The 18,650-nt window shown below is 36.2% G+C and carries 18 protein-coding genes and 3 tRNA genes; 12 read left to right on the top strand and 9 right to left on the bottom strand.

The annotated features are described in order from the left end of the window. Positions 1-370: 370 nt before the first annotated feature. The 4 genes from OLM61_RS03385 to OLM61_RS03370 form a co-directional block, all read right to left on the bottom strand. Positions 371-1,198, bottom strand: a complete 828-nt coding sequence (locus OLM61_RS03385) for a phosphatase PAP2 family protein (RefSeq protein WP_264525098.1) — start codon at positions 1,196-1,198, stop codon at positions 371-373. A 285-nt stretch (positions 1,199-1,483) separates the two neighbouring features. Then, a tRNA-Leu gene (locus tag OLM61_RS03380) sits at positions 1,484-1,566 on the bottom strand. Positions 1,567-1,607: 41 nt separating this feature from the next. Then, a tRNA-Lys gene (locus OLM61_RS03375) sits at positions 1,608-1,680 on the bottom strand. Positions 1,681-1,718: 38 nt separating this feature from the next. Next, positions 1,719-1,791 (bottom strand) — tRNA-Lys (locus OLM61_RS03370). A gap of 127 nt (positions 1,792-1,918) precedes the next feature. Between OLM61_RS03370 and OLM61_RS03365 the strand changes: the two genes are divergently transcribed. Then, the gene (locus tag OLM61_RS03365) at positions 1,919-2,437 is read left to right on the top strand and encodes a shikimate kinase (protein ID WP_264525097.1); all 519 of its coding nucleotides are present in this window, start codon (positions 1,919-1,921) and stop codon (positions 2,435-2,437) included. On the opposite strand, the gene OLM61_RS03360 is transcribed toward OLM61_RS03365, so the two are convergent. Further along, on the bottom strand, positions 2,429-2,929 hold the full coding sequence (locus tag OLM61_RS03360) for a phosphoribosyltransferase domain-containing protein (protein WP_264525096.1): 501 nt from the start codon (positions 2,927-2,929) through the stop codon (positions 2,429-2,431). The two genes, OLM61_RS03365 and OLM61_RS03360, sit on opposite strands and share 9 nt — an antisense overlap. Positions 2,930-3,100: 171 nt before the next feature. After that, the gene (locus OLM61_RS03355; protein ID WP_264525095.1) at positions 3,101-3,490 is read right to left on the bottom strand and encodes an RNA-binding S4 domain-containing protein; all 390 of its coding nucleotides are present in this window, start codon (positions 3,488-3,490) and stop codon (positions 3,101-3,103) included. Positions 3,491-3,569: 79 nt separating this feature from the next. Here OLM61_RS03355 and OLM61_RS03350 point away from each other — a divergent pair, with 79 nt between their 5' ends. Next, complete coding sequence (locus OLM61_RS03350; RefSeq protein WP_264525094.1) at positions 3,570-4,760, top strand: FKBP-type peptidyl-prolyl cis-trans isomerase; 1,191 nt, start codon at positions 3,570-3,572, stop codon at positions 4,758-4,760. A 323-nt stretch (positions 4,761-5,083) separates the two neighbouring features. Here the strand turns inward: OLM61_RS03350 and OLM61_RS03345 are convergent, their stop codons facing one another. The 3 genes from OLM61_RS03345 to OLM61_RS03335 all read right to left on the bottom strand — a co-directional run bounded on the left by OLM61_RS03345 (position 5,084) and on the right by OLM61_RS03335 (position 8,069). Continuing rightward, entirely contained in the window at positions 5,084-6,037 is a 954-nt protein-coding gene (locus OLM61_RS03345) for a transketolase family protein (protein ID WP_017498449.1), read from the bottom strand. A 72-nt stretch (positions 6,038-6,109) separates the two neighbouring features. Continuing rightward, complete coding sequence (locus OLM61_RS03340; RefSeq protein ID WP_264525093.1) at positions 6,110-6,958, bottom strand: transketolase; 849 nt, start codon at positions 6,956-6,958, stop codon at positions 6,110-6,112. Between the two features lie 250 nt (positions 6,959-7,208). Next, the gene (locus tag OLM61_RS03335) at positions 7,209-8,069 is read right to left on the bottom strand and encodes a polysaccharide deacetylase family protein (RefSeq protein ID WP_264525092.1); all 861 of its coding nucleotides are present in this window, start codon (positions 8,067-8,069) and stop codon (positions 7,209-7,211) included. 332 nt (positions 8,070-8,401) lie between these two features. Between OLM61_RS03335 and tgt the strand changes: the two genes are divergently transcribed. From tgt to OLM61_RS03285, 10 genes are all read left to right on the top strand, one after another. Then, entirely contained in the window at positions 8,402-9,532 is a 1,131-nt protein-coding gene (gene tgt / locus OLM61_RS03330) for a tRNA guanosine(34) transglycosylase Tgt (RefSeq protein ID WP_041515562.1), read from the top strand. Between the two features lie 67 nt (positions 9,533-9,599). Next, complete coding sequence (locus OLM61_RS03325; protein ID WP_264525091.1) at positions 9,600-10,688, top strand: LptF/LptG family permease; 1,089 nt, start codon at positions 9,600-9,602, stop codon at positions 10,686-10,688. After that, complete coding sequence (locus OLM61_RS03320) at positions 10,675-11,562, top strand: DMT family transporter (protein ID WP_264525090.1); 888 nt, start codon at positions 10,675-10,677, stop codon at positions 11,560-11,562. Before OLM61_RS03325 ends, OLM61_RS03320 begins: the two co-directional genes overlap by 14 nt. A 112-nt stretch (positions 11,563-11,674) precedes the next feature. Next, positions 11,675-12,628, top strand: a complete 954-nt coding sequence (locus tag OLM61_RS03315) for an acetyl-CoA carboxylase carboxyltransferase subunit alpha (protein WP_264525089.1) — start codon at positions 11,675-11,677, stop codon at positions 12,626-12,628. A gap of 139 nt (positions 12,629-12,767) precedes the next feature. Next, complete coding sequence (dnaB, locus tag OLM61_RS03310; protein ID WP_264525088.1) at positions 12,768-14,312, top strand: replicative DNA helicase; 1,545 nt, start codon at positions 12,768-12,770, stop codon at positions 14,310-14,312. A 137-nt stretch (positions 14,313-14,449) separates the two neighbouring features. Beyond that, complete coding sequence (locus OLM61_RS03305) at positions 14,450-14,836, top strand: hypothetical protein (protein ID WP_264525087.1); 387 nt, start codon at positions 14,450-14,452, stop codon at positions 14,834-14,836. Positions 14,837-14,980: 144 nt separating this feature from the next. Then, entirely contained in the window at positions 14,981-15,481 is a 501-nt protein-coding gene (locus OLM61_RS03300) for a hypothetical protein (RefSeq protein WP_264525086.1), read from the top strand. Continuing rightward, positions 15,478-16,269 carry a sensor histidine kinase gene (locus OLM61_RS03295; RefSeq protein ID WP_264525085.1) on the top strand — a complete coding sequence of 264 codons (792 nt, stop codon included), beginning with the start codon at positions 15,478-15,480 and terminating at the stop codon, positions 16,267-16,269. The genes OLM61_RS03300 and OLM61_RS03295 overlap by 4 nt, the downstream gene beginning before the upstream one ends. A gap of 113 nt (positions 16,270-16,382) precedes the next feature. Further along, complete coding sequence (locus OLM61_RS03290) at positions 16,383-17,048, top strand: response regulator transcription factor (protein WP_264525084.1); 666 nt, start codon at positions 16,383-16,385, stop codon at positions 17,046-17,048. Between the two features lie 342 nt (positions 17,049-17,390). Beyond that, complete coding sequence (locus tag OLM61_RS03285) at positions 17,391-18,650, top strand: asparagine synthetase B (RefSeq protein WP_264525083.1); 1,260 nt, start codon at positions 17,391-17,393, stop codon at positions 18,648-18,650.

Below are 18,650 nucleotides of genomic sequence, written 5' to 3'. Positions count from 1 at the left end.
TTTGATATTTCATAGCTTCTCTTAACTTAAATTTAATAAAGAAGTAACATGTTGAAACGTAGGGTGTAAGCTGGGAAAAAAGAGGAAGTGTATTGACGGGGCTAACTTTTTTTGTGATCTTGACGGTATAGAATTGGAATGGTTTTGTAGAAAATTTGTAGATTTTGGATGGTATTTGAGTTCCCCGGCTTAGATTTCATTTGAATAGAGCGATTATCGTCAGTTCGTTTTCGAACAATTTAGCATATAATCAATACGATGCCATTAGAGCTTTTATAGTCGATATTGTTAAAGACATAGTCGTAAAATGGTAAATGAAAGAACAGAAAGTCAGACACTCATTAGTAAAACAAAATGTGATATCCTTAGATTATTTTTTAATATAAAGGCTAATAAGTTTATATAATGAAAAGACCAGACTGATGAGGGCTAAGTAAAAGATAATCAAATTAGTATTAATTATTCTGCAGATTAATAGAATGCTGCAAATCACAAATATAAGAATAAGAATGGGGTAGTATTTTTTATTATTAATCCAGGTCCAAATGTTATATCTTCTACTGATAAAAATACCAAGAAGTCCTGAAATATATCCAATAATACTACCTATTACCACATCTAGCGGGTAATGAGCGCCTACTCCTATTCGTGTAAAAGCCAGAACAGATCCTAAGATGATGAAGGTGAAATAATACAAAATTCTACATTTCAAATCTTTGGGTGCAAATGGAAACATTAAAATAGTGAGTGTCGCAAAAATTGTGATGGAATGTCCAGATGGTAAACTATTGTGGGCGCAAATTGCTTTTCCTGTGATGAAAAAACTGGTATTGTCAAATACTGCTGCAGGTCTTGGAACGGCAAATAGGTGTTTAAGCAGGCAGGAGAATATCAAAGTGACTATTAGGGTTGATAGTAGAGATTCCCATATTTTAGGAGTGTACACAATTAAAATGCTTATGAAAGAAGAAAAAACCAAACAGTCTCCAAACTGGGTCAGGTTGTATATTAGATTTGGATATTGTCCCAAATGATGATTGATAAAAAAGAAACTGTCTTTTTGAATCTGTATGTATTTAGTAATACACAAAGCGTCTTTGTTGTACAGAAATAAAATAAGTGCGGCTAAGATAAACAGGGGAGGGAAGAATAAGAAAGGTTTAACTCCTGAATAAGTGTCATTACTATGGGGTTTCATTTGTTAATTGTTTGTTTTTAATCCGTTAGATGCTGTGAATTTTGGTAAATTCTGAACAAAAGTAGAGTTAAACAAACAGCGGAAATTCGTATTGTAATATTTGCTATTGTTTGGTAAACAATTGGTTGTAAGTGTGTAGTGGTTGTTTTTGAGGGTTAGATAAAAAAGAAAAACAGATCATGTGAAATATAGGTTTCACTTACTAAAACTGTCAGGCAGAAGTCGGGAAATACCGCAATAAAAAAAGCGCAAACCTTTGTATGTACAGGTTTGCGCTTTTTAAAGTGACCATGGAGGGATTTGAACCCTCACGCCCTTGCGAGCACCACCCCCTCAAGATGGCGAGTCTACCGTTTCTCCACATGGCCGAAAATTAAAAAAGGTCAAGTAAATTAATACTCGACCTTTGTGACCCGACTGGGGCTCGAACCCAGGACCCCATCATTAAAAGTGATGTGCTCTACCGACTGAGCTATCGAGTCAATGCTATCAAGAAACTTAAATTGTGAATCACAGTTTGTGACCCGACTGGGGCTCGAACCCAGGACCCCATCATTAAAAGTGATGTGCTCTACCAACTGAGCTATCGAGTCATTTTCGCTTCTTGAACGCGGGTGCAAATATAAGAAGTTTTTTTTATTATTTCCAAGCTTATTTATTATAAATTTGTCTTTTTTTAATCAAAATTTACAACCTCTTAGTTTATAAGGTATTATTAAAATGAAAAAAATCGTATTGTTAGGATATATGGGTTGCGGGAAGTCAACGATTGCCCAAAATATGTCAAAAATTACAAATATTCCGTTTCTGGATTTAGACAAATGTATCGAAAATAGAGTCAATTTATCCATAAATGAGATTTTCGAGCAGCATGGGGAGATTTATTTTAGAAAATTAGAACACGAAATGTTTGTAGAATTGCTCCAGTCTTCCGAAAATAGTATTATAGGTTTAGGCGGAGGGACACCTTGTTATGCCAATAACCATGAATTGCTAAAAGGTGATGGTGTGGTTTCTATATATTTAAAGGCTTCGATAGAGACTTTGTACGGAAGATTGATTCATAATAAAAGCAAACGCCCGTTAATTGCGGATATGAATGAAGAGGAAATGAAAGAGTTTATCGCGAAACATTTATTCGACAGAAGCTATTATTACAACCAGGCACAATATAAAGTTACAGTTGATGATAAGACTGTCGAAGAAACGGTTCAGGATATTTTAGCAATTTTAGCTTAAGAAGGCATAGTTGTCGCCGTTTTCATCAAAAACGACCTGCACATGCTCTAGTAAAGAAGTGGACAGAGAGATTCCTTTAAAATCAGCTTTTACAGGATACTTTTTGTGGTTTCTGTCTACCAGCACTGCTGTTTTGAATTTTTTAAGCGGAACGTCTAAGAAATGACGAACAGCATATATTAAAGTAGTGCCCGAATTTAAGACATCGTCAACCAGTACCAAGCCTTTGTTCTCGTACTCTTCTTTGGTTAATGACGTAGTGATAGGCAACTGCGGATTTTGTTTGTCAACTTTAACTTCGCAAAGAGAAACTTTAAGTGTTGAAATACTGGCTAAGGCCGAAGCAAGCTTTTGAGCAAAAACAGAACCGTTTGAAGCGATTCCGGCAATTACAACTTCGTCTTCATCAACAAAAGTTTCATATATCTGATAAGCGATACGTTTTATTTTGTGTTCGATTTCCTGATTGGTTAAGATGATGTTTTTGCTCATGATTTATTTTTTTTGCTAATATAACTAATTTAAAATCCAATTTTCAAATCCCAAAATCCAAAGTTCAGAAAGGAATTTTAAAATTATAGTGTTGAGGTTTTAAATTTTTACATACGTAAGTTTTGGAATTTGGAATTTAAGTTTTGGGATTTGGATTTTGGGATTTGAAAATTAAACTTCCTCTTCCTCGTCAAAAATCTCATTGCCGTATTCGTCAATATCACGACGGTCTTTTTTGGTAGGTCGCCCGGTACCGCTTTTGCGATAGTGTTCTTTGGATAGTTTTAGCAATTCCAGATGCGCATAAGCTTCAGGAGGAGTTTCGTTTTTTCGATAAATGTCAACCAGTTTTGCGCCAACACGGTTTTCAGGAATGTCGAGCACGGTTATAATTTGTGTAATCTGATCTTTTCTAAAGGTGATTCTGTCAGTAGGAAAAACCTCTTTGGATGGCTTTGCAACTTGTCCATTTACAGTGATATGGTTTTTTTTGCAGGCTTCCGTAACCATGTTTCTGGTCTTGTAATATCGCACGCACCAGAGGTATTTGTCTATTCTCATAATTTTTCTAAAATCAAAGTTAAAATCTTTACAAAAATAAATCAATATTGTATCTTGCGCACCTAAAAAATTAACAATAATGAATAAATTTAAATATTATTTTATTTTATTGCTTGCGGGTATTTCGTTCGTTTCTTGTAGTAAAAAGGATGATGATGAGGTGGTGACGGTTCCGTTAAGAGATTATGCAACGCAATATAAAGCTGATAATGATTCTATTGTCAAATTTTTAAAGACCAATTATATGACGGTTGTCAACAGTCCTGGAACTCCGGAAGATCAGGATGTGGTGATCAAAAAAATAGTTGCCGGTGACGGAAATGTTTCGATTTGGGATCAAAAAACCTATGCTTTAAAAACAAGACCGGTCTATAGTAATGACATCACTTATAATGTGTATTATTTGGTTTTAAGAGAAGGAACTGGAAGTGCGCCAACCAATACAGATCGAATTGTGTGTTCTTATACAGGGACTTTGTTGAGTAATAAGGTTTTTGATACTTCGAATAATTTCCAGAAAGATTTTAATTTGTTTCCATATGCCCCTGAGAAGACAGTGATCGAAGGTTGGTCGGAGATTTTTCCAAAGTTTAAGACGGGTACTTCAAGTACAGATGCTAATGGAGTTATTACCTATAGTGGTTTTGGAGCAGGAGTTATGTTTTTGCCTTCAGGACTGGCTTATTACGAGAGAGTTAGTGACGCTATTCCGGCTTACACTCCTATCGTTTTTAGTGTTAAATTATACGATCTTCAAAGAATGGATAATGAGTCTAGTATTTCTCCGGCTACAGGTGACAGAACTATAGTAGGTGATGGTGTTCCTGATTATTTAGAAGATATTAATGGAGACGGCTATTTGTACGATTACAATATTAACAAAACAAAATACCCAAATCCACCGGGTGGATTAGTAGATGATTCGGATGGTGACGGAATTTCTGATTTCCTTGATTTTGACGATGATGGAGATGGTTTTACAACCCGATTTGAGATTACAAAACCTGCGGGTGAAGTAGGTATCGTAAATGGTATTAATTATGGTGTAAGTAAATATTATCCTTGGGAGCCGCTTGTAGACAATCCGTTAACTCCTAACGTAGATGAAACCGAGCCAAGAGGTATTCCGAGAAGACCAACTGGAGCGCTTGCAGATCCTGGTAAACCGGAATCGTATACCAATTCAAGAAAATACATAGAAGCGGATTATACAGATAAACCAAGATTAAAAATTCATTTGGATAAAACGTATCCTTATAAGCAGAATTAAATTTTAGTTTGCAATAAATAAATGAAAACCTCGAAAGTGATTTCGGGGTTTTTTTATGGTTAACAACTAGTGTTTTATGTGTTCAGGTTTGCAGATTAGCAGGGCTTAAAAATTTTGTTCCTTGTAAATTTGCTTTGCCAATTCGCTATCGCTCGGGTTACAGATTTTTTTTATATGTGGAGAAAAAACTTAGCGTCTTGCGGGTATTCTACTTTGCCAAAGTTTCGGCTACTCTTTCTTCTTTCTTCGCAAGCCTGCGTACTAAAACAAAAAACCTCGAAAAGTAATTTTCGAGGTTTTTTTATACGGTAAGAAAATTGATTTTATTTTCTTTTGATTACTCTTTCTACAGCTTCAACAATCGCCTGGTTGTTCAATTTGTATTTTTCCATTAGTTGCTCTGGAGTTCCAGACTCACCAAAACTATCGTTAACAGCTACAAATTCTTGTGGTGCAGGATTGTTTAAAGCTAATACTCTTGAAACGCTTTCTCCAAGACCTCCAAGAATGTTGTGCTCTTCTGCAGTTACCACGCATTTTGTTTTGGCCAATGATTTTAGAATAGCTTCTTCATCAAGTGGTTTAATAGTGTGGATGTTGATTACTTCAGCAGAGATTCCTTTTGCTTCAAGAGCTTCGGCAGCGATAAGAGCTTCCCAAACTAAGTGTCCTGTTGCAACAATGGTAACATCAGTTCCTTCGTTTAATAAAATTGCTTTTCCAATTACGAAAGGCTCATCAGCAGGTGTAAAGTTAGGTACAACCGGACGTCCAAAACGCAAGTAAGCAGGGCCATGGTGATCTGCCAATGCTAAAGTAGCCGCTTTAGTTTGATTGTAATCGCAAGTATTGATTACAGTCATTCCCGGTAACATTTTCATTAATCCAATATCCTCAAGGATTTGGTGTGTTGCTCCGTCTTCACCTAGTGTTAAACCAGCGTGAGAAGCACAAATTTTTACATTTTTATCAGAGTAAGCAACTGATTGACGAATTTGATCGTAAACTCTTCCTGTAGAGAAGTTAGCAAAAGTTCCTGTGAAAGGAATTTTTCCTCCAATTGTTAAACCTGCAGCAATACCAATCATATTTGCTTCAGCAATACCAATTTGGAAAAAACGCTCCGGGTGATTTTTTTTGAAATCATCAAATTTTAATGATCCAATTAAATCCGCACATAAGGCTACAACATTTTCGTTTTTTTGACCTAGTTCAGTCATTCCCGCTCCAAAACCCGAACGAGTATCTTTACTTCCTGTATTTGTATATTTTTTCATTTATTTTTTGCTATAGGCTGTAGGCTGTAGGCAATAGGCATAAAACTTATTGCTTAAGGCTTAAAGCATTTTTTAATAATCTGCTAAAGTTGAAGTGTTTTGAGCTAAAGCACTTGCCAACTGATCGTTGTTTGGTGCTTTACCATGCCATGCATGTGTGTGCATCATAAAATCAACTCCGTTACCCATTTCTGTATATAACAAAATACAAACTGGTTTTCCTTTTCCTGTTCTTGATTTAGCTTCGTTTAAACCGGCAATAATAGCATCGATATTGTTTCCTTCTTTAATTTCAAGAACGTCCCAGTCAAAAGCTTCGAATTTAGCGCGAAGGCTTCCCATTGCTAAAACTTCGTCAGTTGTTCCGTCAATTTGTTTTCCGTTAAGGTCGATAGTTGCAATAAGGTTGTCTACATTTTTAGCAGAAGCATACATGATAGCCTCCCAGTTTTGACCTTCTTGTAATTCACCATCTCCATGTAAAGAATAAATCAAATGATTGTCGCCATTTAATTTTTTAGCCTGAGCTGCACCAAGAGCTACAGATAAACCTTGTCCTAATGAACCAGAAGCCATACGAATTCCAGGTAATCCTTCGTGAGTTGTTGGATGTCCTTGTAAACGGGAGTTTAGTAATCTAAAAGTGGCAAGTTCTGAAACAGGGAAATAACCGCTACGTGCTAGTACGCTATAAAAAACAGGAGAAATATGTCCGTTTGAAAGGAAGAAAATGTCCTCTCCAATTCCGTCCATATCAAAACCTTCTTTACGCTCCATAATGTTTTGGTACAGTGTTACCAAAAATTCAGTACAACCTAATGAACCACCTGGGTGACCTGAGTTGACAGCATGTACCATTCGAAGAATGTCTCTTCTTACTTGGATAGTTAAATCGCTTAATTGTTGTGTGTTAGGCTTCATTTTATGTGTAAAAGTTAAACTGGTGCAAAAGTAATTTTTATTTTGCGGGGAGACAAATGATTTTCTGGTTTAGTTTGTACTAAATGACGAAATTATTGCTCTTTTTGGTATCAGCATAGAGAAAAACAGAATTGTTTTGATTTTATAAAGCCAAAAAGAGGCAGGGCCATAATTTTAAAGCCTGTTTTGTGTGTCATCAGGGTTTGTAGGAATTCAAAGAAAACAATTGACTAATTACCAAATTAACTCATTATCTAATTAATCCAATCTCTCGCCAGGTGACCAATTGAATGTTGTTTTCTTTTAGTTTTTGGCCACATTCTTCGCTGGTGAAAAAGTCAAAGTCGATTTGACGCCAGGCCGAGCCAAAATTAGGATGGTTTACGGTGATACCCTGCATTTCAAAGTCGTCAAAAGCGGGATGCAGCAAGAATACATTTAAACCCGGGATCGCATTGTCTAAGGCTTTGATGTATGAGTTTCTTAATTCGCCTTTTTCAAAGTCGCTAAAATACCCAATCAAAAGATTATCGGTCAAAAGCATATCTCCGAAATTGTATTCTTCGTCAGATAGACGAATGGATTCAACAAATTGCTGGTTGATGAAAACCGGTAGCTTGTATTGGCGTCCGAGTTCTTTGTAGATTTCTAAAATCTCAGGAGTTACGCCAATACTACACATGTGCGAGTCCAGGTGGGTGGGTTGTATTCCGAATTGCAAGGCTCTTTCGATTTGAGCCGTAAGTTCTTTTTTGATTTCTGATGGTTTTGCATGATTTTTAAAATCAGCTCTGGATTTATAGAAATGACCGTTTGCATCGGTTAAACTTGGAACTTCTGAAAGCGGAAGAACCGGACCGAATTTGTAATTTTCCCACTCACAGGTAAGTGTGAGATGTACACCACAGTCATATTGCGGATTGTTTTTGGCGAAGTTCGCCATTTCGAAAAACCACGGACAGGGTGTCATGATGCTATAGGAGTTTACGAAGCCGTTTTGGAGTGTTTGTATCGTGGCCTGATTTTCAGAATGCGATAAACCCGCATCGTCGGCATGAATGATTAACAGTTTGGTGTTTTCAGGATATCCAAGTTTTTGAGCTAAATTCATTTGTTTGTTTTATTTTTTCGTCACACAAATTCGCAGATTTTTTGGTCTGCGGTTTTTACCAAATTTAAGTTTTTTTGCTGAATTGGGATGTTTTTTTGTGCTGTGAATGGAAAGTAGATTAGTTGTAAGTCCCAAATTCCAAATTCCAAATTCCAAAATCCAAATTCCAAGTTTCAGGTTTCAGGTTTCAGGTTTCAGGTTTCAGGTTCGGGTGTAAAGAGTAAGCATCAGCCCTACATTCATTATCAAATTGACTAATTATCTAATTACCTAATTAACTACTTAGAATTTCCTGAAATTAGCCTATCTTTGCCGACTGAAAAAAGAAACAGATGAAGTTTGATTTATTACAAAAAGATCCGCAATCTAAAGCGAGAGCGGGAAGTATTACTACAGATCACGGCGTAATTGAAACGCCTATTTTTATGCCTGTTGGTACAGTGGCTTCTGTTAAAGGGGTACACCAGCGCGAACTTAAAGAGGATATCAATCCGGATATTATTCTTGGAAATACCTACCACTTGTATTTACGTCCGCAGACTGAAATTCTTGAAAAAGCAGGCGGATTGCATAAATTTATGAATTGGGATCGTAATATTTTGACTGATTCAGGTGGATATCAGGTGTATTCACTTTCTAATAACAGAAAAATTAAAGAAGAAGGAGTAAAGTTTAAATCACATATTGATGGTTCGTATCACTTTTTTTCACCGGAAAGTGTAATGGAAATTCAGCGTACCATTGGAGCCGATATCATTATGGCTTTTGATGAATGTACACCTTACCCATGTGATTACAGATATGCACAACGTTCGATGCACATGACACACCGTTGGTTAGATCGTTGTATCAACCATTTGGACAAAGTGCCTTATAAATATGGATACGAGCAGACCTTTTTCCCAATTGTTCAGGGAAGTACTTATAAAGATTTACGTCGTCAGTCGGCAGAGTATATTGCAAATGCAGGACAACAAGGAAATGCTATTGGAGGTTTGTCTGTAGGAGAGCCTGCAGAAGAAATGTACGCCATGACCGAAGTGGTTTGTGAAATTTTACCCGAAGATAAACCGCGTTACTTAATGGGAGTTGGAACTCCGATTAATATCTTGGAGAATATTGCTTTGGGAATTGATATGTTCGATTGTGTGATGCCAACCCGTAATGCCAGAAATGGTATGTTGTTTACAGCAAACGGAACCATCAACATCAAAAATAAAAAATGGGAAGCTGATTTTTCACCTATTGATGAAATGGGGCATACCTTTGTGGATACCGAGTATACAAAAGCCTATTTGCGTCACCTATTTGCCGCTAATGAATATTTAGGAAAACAAATTGCAACGATTCATAACCTTGGGTTTTATATGTGGTTGGTTCGTGAAGCAAGAAAGCATATCTTAGCTGGCGATTTTAGACCATGGAAAGAAATGATGGTTAAAAATATGAGTCAAAGACTATAAAAAAAGTTGATTTGTTTAATCGTTTATTCGGTTAAACGGTTAAGCAAATAATCGATTAAACTTTGCTATGTTAACGATAATAGATAAGTATATTTTAAAAAGATATTTAGCCACATTTTCGGTGATGATCTTGTTATTTATTCCGATTGGGATTGTGATTGACGTCTCTGAAAAGGTGAATAAGATGTTGGAAAATAAAATTCCGTTTACCGCAATTGCGATCTATTATTACAATTTTACGGTATATTTTGCGAATTCTCTGTTTCCGATATTTTTGTTTTTGTCGGTAATTTGGTTTACTTCAAAACTGGCCAATAATACAGAGATTATTGCAGTTTTAAGTTCCGGAATTTCGTTTTCACGTTTCTTAAGACCTTATATTATTGGTGCTTCAATCGTTTCGATTTTTGTGCTTTTAATGGGGTTTTTTATTGTTCCTGCCGCCAGCGAAGGGTTCAATAACTTTAGGTATACCTATTTAAAGGGGAATGGAAAAGTAGAAATGCTGGGTAATAATACAAACGTATACCGACAAATTAACGACAACGATTTTATTTTTGTCAATAGCTTTAATGAAGAGTCTAAAACGGCTTTTAATTTTACATTAGAGCATTTTGAAGGTGAAAAGTTAACGTATAAAATTACTGCCAGCCGTATCAAATGGGATCCTAAAACAAAGACCTATAATTTGTACGATTATACCAAAAGAACGCTCGGAGAATTAAATGATCAGGTTGAAAAAAGTCCGGAAAAAAGGGTGGCTTTCAAATTTGAGCTGGCCGATTTAACTCCGGTAGTTTACATTGCAGAGACTCTTCCATTGGGCAAACTGATTGATTTTATTGAGAAAGAACGTAAAAGAGGTTCTGGAAATATTAATACCTATTTAGTTGTACTGTATAAAAAATACAGTGTACCCGTTTCTGCTTTTATCCTTACGATTATTGCTGTGGCAGTTTCGGCAATGAAACGTCGCGGTGGTATGGGAACCAATTTGGCAATCGGAATTGCAATAGCCTTCGCCTTTGTGTTTTTTGATAAAATATTTGGAACACTTGCCGAAAAATCTACCTTCTCACCTTTATTTGCTGTTTGGTTTCCGAATATTGTTTTTGGAATTTTAGCGATTTACCTACTACGTAATGCGAAACGATAATTTAAAAAGTTATTTAAATCTTCATTTAATTGTTTTTATCTGGGGTTTTACGGCCATTCTTGGTGCTTTAATAACCATTGATGCCGAAAATTTGGTTTGGTTCAGAATGCTTCTTGCAGGAGTTTTTCTGGCCGCTTTTATTGTATACAAGAAACAATCGTTTGTCATCTCAGCTACCTCTTTCGCAAAGCTTATTTTTGTCGGACTGCTGATTGCCCTTCACTGGATTTTCTTTTTTAGAGCCATTCATGTATCCAATGTTTCCATAACCCTCTCGATATTTTCGTTAGGAGCATTTTTTGCTTCGCTGTTAGAGCCGCTTTTCTACGGAAGAAAGATTTTATTCTACGAGGTTTTCTTCGGATTGATTATTATTGCCGGTTTAGCGCTAATTATGAAGGTAGAGGTGAAGTACCTGCACGGCATGTATTATGCATTGGCAGCTATCATACTGGGAGTTTTGTTTACGTTAATGAACGGAAAATTAATCACAGAACACGATCCTTCGGTAATTACCTTTTATGAGTTTGCTGCGGGAGTTTTCTTTATTTCAATTTATTTTTTAGTACAGGGAAAATTCAATGCTGACTTTTTTACCATGTCACTAAATAACTGGGGTCTGTTGCTTCTTTTGGCTTCGGTTTGTACGGCATATGCCTTTACAGCTTCGGTGAAAGTGATGCAGAAATTAACTCCCTATACGGTGATGTTAACGACTAATTTAGAGCCGGTTTACGGAATTGTACTGGCCTATTTTATCCTTGGCGGGAAAGAAAAAATGAGTACAGAATTTTATATTGGCGCCCTGATAATCGTAATTACAGTTATCTTAAATGGCGTTTTTAAACATTATAAAAACAAGAAGGAAGTGTAATAATTTCCTTATTTTTAAATTACATTTTTATATTTTAAATACGATTTAATTCAACCAATGATATAATATTTTTATATTTGCGGTTCGATTTACAAACAAAATTCAAAAATCCATGGAATATTTAGATTTTGAGCTTCCAATAAAAGAACTTGAAGAACAGTTAGAAAAGTGTGTTATAATTGGAAAAGAATCTGATGTTGATGTAACACCAACCTGCAAGGAAATCAACAAGAAATTAGAACAAACTAAGAAAGAAATATACAAAAATCTTACAGCCTGGCAACGTGTTCAGCTGTCAAGACATCCAAATAGACCTTACACTTTAGATTATATCAAAGCAATTTGCGGAGATACTTTTTTAGAACTTCATGGAGACAGAAGCTTTAAAGACGATAAAGCGATGGTGGGCGGATTAGGAAAAATAAACGGTCAGTCGTTTATGATCGTAGGTCAGCAAAAAGGTTTTAATACCAAAACACGTCAGTACCGTAATTTTGGTATGGCGAATCCTGAAGGATACCGTAAAGCTTTGCGTTTGATGAAAATGGCAGAGAAGTTCGGAATTCCGGTTTTAACTTTAGTAGATACTCCGGGAGCATACCCAGGACTTGAAGCTGAAGAAAGAGGACAGGGAGAGGCAATCGCGAGAAACATTTTTGAAATGGTTCGTTTGCAAGTACCTATCATCACCATCATTGTAGGTGAAGGAGCTTCGGGAGGAGCATTAGGAATTGGTGTTGGAGATAAAGTATACATGTTAGAAAATACCTGGTATTCTGTAATTTCTCCGGAATCTTGTTCTTCAATTTTATGGAAAAGCTGGGAGTACAAAGAACGTGCTGCCGATGCTTTAAAATTGACTTCATCGGATATGAAAAAACAAAAATTAGTGGATGATGTAATCCCGGAACCATTAGGCGGAGCACACTATGACCGCGAAACTACTTTTAAAACAGTAGCCGAGTACATCACTAAAGGATATAATGAATTGAAAGACTTATCAACACATGATCTGATTGCCCAAAGAATGGACAAATACAGTAAGATGGGGGAGTATAAAGAGTAAATTCTTACAAAACGAATTAGAATCCGAAGCCTTACAGTTTCGGATTTTTTTTTGGTTATGAACAAAAAAACATATTTATAAACAATTAATAGTTATAACTCGATAGTAATTTTTTTTTAAATTTTGCTACTTTCGCTATATGGAAAATTTCAAGAATGTAAATCCTGTAAAGGTAGATAAAACCACAATTATTAGCTTAGAAAAAGGGAAGCTTCCTCCGCAGGTGCTTGAATTAGAAGAAGCTGTTCTTGGGGCGATGATGATTGATAAAAAGGGGGTTGATGATGTAATTGATATTTTGCAGGCTGATGCTTTTTATAAAGATGCACATAAATTTATTTTTGAAGCGATCGTGCAGCTTTTTACCGAAACACAGCCAATCGATTTGTTGACCGTTTCTTCTCAGTTGAAGAAGAATGGGAAATTAGAATTAGCAGGAGGAGATTTTTATTTAATTCAGCTGACTCAAAAAATTGCCTCTTCGGCGCATATCGAATTTCACTCTCGTATTATTCTTCAGAAATTCATTCAGAGAAGTTTGATCCGAATTTCGTCTGAAATCATCGAAGCATCTTACGATGAAACAGCCGATGTATTTGATTTGCTGGATCAGGCCGAATCGAAATTGTACGAAGTAACGCAGGGAAATATCAAGCGTAGTTCGGAAACAGCCCAGAGTTTAGTACTTCAGGCTAAAAAGAAAATTGAAGAGATTGCCAAAAAGGAAGGATTAAGTGGTGTTGAAACCGGTTTTCATAATCTGGATAAACTGACTTCGGGATGGCAGCCTAGTGATTTAATTATTATCGCGGCGAGACCTGCGATGGGAAAAACGGCCTTCGTACTTTCAATGGCGAGAAATATTGCCATTCAGTATGGACATGGGGTGGCTTTGTTCTCTCTGGAGATGGCATCCGTTCAGTTGATTACAAGGTTAATTTCGTCAGAAACAGGATTGTCATCAGAAAAACTTCGTACCGGTAAATTAGAACCTCACGAATGGGAAATGTTGAGTACCAAAGTAAAAGATTTGGAAAAAGCACCTTTGTTTATTGATGATACACCTTCGCTTTCTATTTTTGACTTAAGAGCAAAATGCCGTCGTTTGGCTTCACAGCACGGAATTAAAATTATCATTATTGACTATTTGCAGTTGATGACTGCCGGAGGAAATAATAAAGGAGGAGGAAATCGTGAGCAGGAAATCTCTACTATTTCCCGAAACTTAAAAGCTTTGGCAAAAGAGCTAAATGTACCGGTAATTGCACTTTCACAGCTATCACGTGCGGTAGAGACCCGTGGATCAAGTAAGCGTCCACTTCTTTCGGATCTTCGTGAATCGGGGGCGATTGAGCAGGATGCTGATATTGTTTCGTTTTTATACCGTCCGGAATACTATAAAATTGAAGAATGGGATGATGACGAGGCTTCACCTACTGCAGGTCAGGCCGAGATTATGATCGCGAAACACCGTAATGGTGGTATTGAAAACATCCGATTAAAATTCTTAGGACACCTTGGAAAGTTTGACAACCTGGATGATTTTTCAGGAGGTTACGATGATTTACCGTCTAAAATGAATCATGACGATAGTCCTTTTATAACCAAAAGCCTGCCTTCGGCCAATGAAGCTTTTGGCAGTAACTTAAACGACGACGAAGACGACAGCGATGTCCCGTTTTAATAAAACAATTTAGCCTCATTTTGAGGCTTTTTTTATGCTTAAATATTAATACTTTTCCTAGAAAATTCTGTAGTTTAGCCAAACAATTGCGCAAAGCAGTTCTAAATTAAATTTTAACCCAAAAACAAATTTAAATTATGTCAGAAGAAAAAAACTTAGGATCAGTTGAAGTCAGTTTAGCTGTTGGTCAGGAATGGGCCCGGAAATTTCGAAAGGCCAAAATAGATGGCAGAGAAAAAGTGGATGCTTACCTCATCCCGATCGAAAGCCTGAAACTGGTAATGGACCAGGATATTGATGCCGTACGTGCTTACGTAGGGATCAATAATGCCGGAGAGCAAAACTTAATGCTTGTTGGTACAAAAAGAGATCCAAAAACAGGTATTTATGTTGATGTTTTCAAACAACAGCAATCCTTAACCGGTGCAAGAACTGCAGGGGAAGGTGAAGGAGAAGATGTTCTTTACGATGCATCTCGTCCGTGTCCGCCATACACCGATCCAAATAGTCCAATGAACCAATAATTAATGGATAATTTTCTAATATTTTCAGGTTATTTCGTCCTCTTACTGAACCTGATTTTATATACATATAGCTTTTCCCTCCGGGGAAAAGCTAATGTTTTCTTAACCGCTTATGTGGTGTTTTTGTTTGTTAATCAATTCACTATGGAGCTGCTGTATCGTTTTCAAATTGAAAACTTGTTCCTTGTAAATGTCTATTTTATAGGGCAAATGGTTTTATTAGGACTGTTTTATAAATCGATTTTAGGAATTAAAAGGCAAAAAGTATTTGTAAACTGGAGCCTGACCTTGATGTTATTGATTCTGGTGGTTCAGTGTTTAATCAAGCCGGATCAATTTTTTAAATTTAACTTGTTTGTCATTACAGCAACTTCTTTATTAAGTGTTGTGTATGCTTTATTGCATTTCTATAATATGTTAACAGACGACAGGCAGTATTATTATTTTACTGTTGGATTATCGTCTTATTTACTGGTAAGTACTGTCCTTTTTATAGTAGGCAACCTTACCCTCGGATTAAGCGATGACCTGAAATATTTTACATGGAGACTCAATGCTTTCTTCGTATTGTTATATTATCTTTTTATTTTATATGAGTGGAAAGTAAGTTTTAACCCGAAAAAGAAAATAAATAACGAGCTATGAGTGGAATCCCGGTTTACGAAAAAGAGATAGTGGCTATCATTCTCTACACATCATGTTTCTTTATGGTTGTAGCCTTTTTTTTAATTGCGTTTTTTTATTTTTCCAGAAAGAAAATTATTCAGAAAGAAGTAGAAAAAAGAGATCTGGAAATTCAATACCGTAAAGAACAAGTACATGCCGTTATTGTGACTCAGGAAGAAGAACGAAAGCGAATTGCACAGGATTTACATGACGATATCAGCTCTAAACTGAATATTGTATCCTTAAATTCACATATACTCTCATCTCCAAACTTAACCGAAGCAGAAATCAGTGAGATTACGGGGACCATTATAAGTCTTACCGCAAAAGCACTCGAGAACTCCCGAAAAATTGCACATAACTTATTACCTCCTGTTTTTGAAAAATTTGGTTTGAATGCCGGTGTCCGGGAACTTTGTGATGAGTTTGAAAGCAGCAAGAAGGTAAAAGTACATTACCACAATGAAATTGAATTTGATCCTAAAGATATTGATCGTCATTTGCATGTTTTCCGAATTTTACAGGAACTAATGAACAATTCTTTGCGTCACGGAAAAGCAACTGAAATTTGGGTTGATTTTAAGATGGAAGATGAAATTCAGACCTGTTATTATAAAGATAACGGAATTGGTTTTGATACCGAGAATTCCGAAAATCAGAAAGGATTAGGGATGAAAAACATCGATAGCCGTATTTCATTTTTGAAGGGAAATATCGAAATTCATTCGGAAATTGACAAGGGTATTAGCGTAGTTTTTACTTTTTAGGTTAAAATATGGTAATAAATAGGGTTTTTACTTAAGATATTGCGGTTGTAGTACTTTTTTTCGCTTCATATTTTGTAATTTCGGCTTACCAAACGACCAAAAACAAAAATCAAATGAGTGCCGCTATTAAAATTGCTTTAGTCGATGACGAAGTTTTATTCCGTAAAGGAATTTCTTTTTTATTGCAAAGAGAGGATAATATCGATATTATCTTTGAGGCATCTAATGGAGAAGAACTTCTGACGAACTTAAATAACAGTGTCATCAAACCTGACATTATTATTATGGATTTGAAGATGCCAATTTTGAATGGTGTCGAGGCTACAAAAATTATCCGGAAGTCATTTCCGGAAATTAAAATTATCGCGCTGACCAGTTATGATACCAAATCATTTATTGCCAATATGATTCAGGTGGGAGCAGTGGCTTATTTAATCAAAAATACTACTCCAAAAGATTTAATTCATACCATCAATCAGGTTGCCAAAAAAGGTTTTTATTATAACGAAAGCGTTCTGCAAACCATTCAGGAAACCATTATCTCCAGCAAGACCTCAAAAGGGAATTTGGAAACAGGTTTTCTTTCACAGCGTGAAATAGAGATTCTTCAGTTGATCTGCCAGCAGAAAACAACTTCAGAAATTGCTGATCATCTTTATTTGAGTCCCAGAACCGTAGAAGGGCACCGCAACAACTTACTCCTTAAAACTGAATCTAAGAATATTGCCGGTTTAGTAGTCTATGCGATTCAGAATGAAATTGCTGTTTTAACACTATAAATTAATTAGCTTGTTAAATAATGTATTGACAGGGCATAATACAAAACTATAATTAACACTAGTACAACAATTCCTATTTTTTGTATCATATTCAATCCCTTTGGTTGTTTATTACCATCATTAAGCTTCATGCCTTTTTCTTTTTCATTGATTATTTTGACGACCGGGGGGAGAGCAAATGTAAGAATAATGTACTTCTGTGAAATAGGTGTTTCTACGTGATTTTACACAACATGCATAATATTTTTGCAAGTATTTTTTAACATTTGGATACTTATAAAACCGAAACAACTGTTGTGTTTTTCAAAGGTTCCTTTATATCTTTACTAAAATAAAATTCTAATGAAGAAGTGCTTACTTTATAGTTTCATATTGCTACTTTCATTTACAGCAAAGGCCTCGTTTATCTTACTTCCGATGGACGAAACCACTCAACAGAATCATCTGAAAGCATACGGAATTACCTATTGGTGTTTAAGCAGAGACTATAAAGCGAGTTGGCTCTTAAATTATCGCGGAGGCTCATTTTTGCTTCCGGATGCCGACGAAATTCGCAAAGAATGTAAAATCAGAGGCGTGAGTTTTGAAATACTTTCGGATGCTGAAGAAGCTTCTATACTCAATGATATTTCGAGCCCGTCACAAAATATGGAATCGGTTATTTTAGAAAAAGCTCCTAAAATTGCCGTGTACACGCCCAAAGGGAAACAGCCTTGGGATGATGCGGTAACCTTAGTTTTAACCTATGCCGAAATTCCCTTTACACCCATTTATGATGAAGAAGTTTTAAGCGATCAGCTGCTTCTTTACGATTGGCTGCATTTGCACCACGAAGATTTTACCGGACAATATGGTAAGTTTTACTCTGCTTATAAAAACACACCCTGGTACATTGAGCAAAAAAAGGATGCCGAAGCTTTGGCAGCAAAATTAGGCTATCCTAAAGTTTCTCAGGAAAAAGGAGCGGTTGCAAAAAAAATTAGAGACTTTGTAATTGGAGGTGGATTCATGTTTGCAATGTGTTCTGCCACGGATAGTTTTGATATTGCACTTTCGGCAGATGGAGTAGATATTTGCGAAGCTATGTTTGATGGTGATGCCAGCGAATCCAATTACCAATCAAAATTAAACTACGGAAATTCGTTTGCCTTTAAAGATTTTACCTTAGAACGAAGACCGGAGGTATATGAATTCTCAGATATTGACATGACGTCAAAACGTAAAATTCCTATGGAGAAAGATTATTTTTCTCTAATGGAGTTTTCTGCAAAATGGGACCCGATTCCGAGTATGTTATGCCAGAACCATACCCAGTTAGTAAAAGGATTTATGGGACAAACCACTTCATTTGATACTGATTTAATAAAATCGAATGTGTTGATAATGGGGACTTGCGAGCTGAATGGAGAATCGAGATACATTCATGGCGAAAAAGGAAAAGGGATGTTTACTTTTTTTGGAGGCCATGACCCCGAAGATTTTCAGCATCAGGTTGGAGATCCTCCTACCGTTTTAGATTTACATCCTAATTCACCGGGTTATCGATTGATTCTAAACAATGTTTTGTTTCCTGCTGCAAGAAAGAAAAAGCTTAAAACCTAG

This window comes from Flavobacterium sp. N502536 (assembly GCF_025947345.1).
Lineage (GTDB): Bacteria > Bacteroidota > Bacteroidia > Flavobacteriales > Flavobacteriaceae > Flavobacterium.
This window is presented reverse-complemented; position numbering and strand designations above follow the sequence as displayed.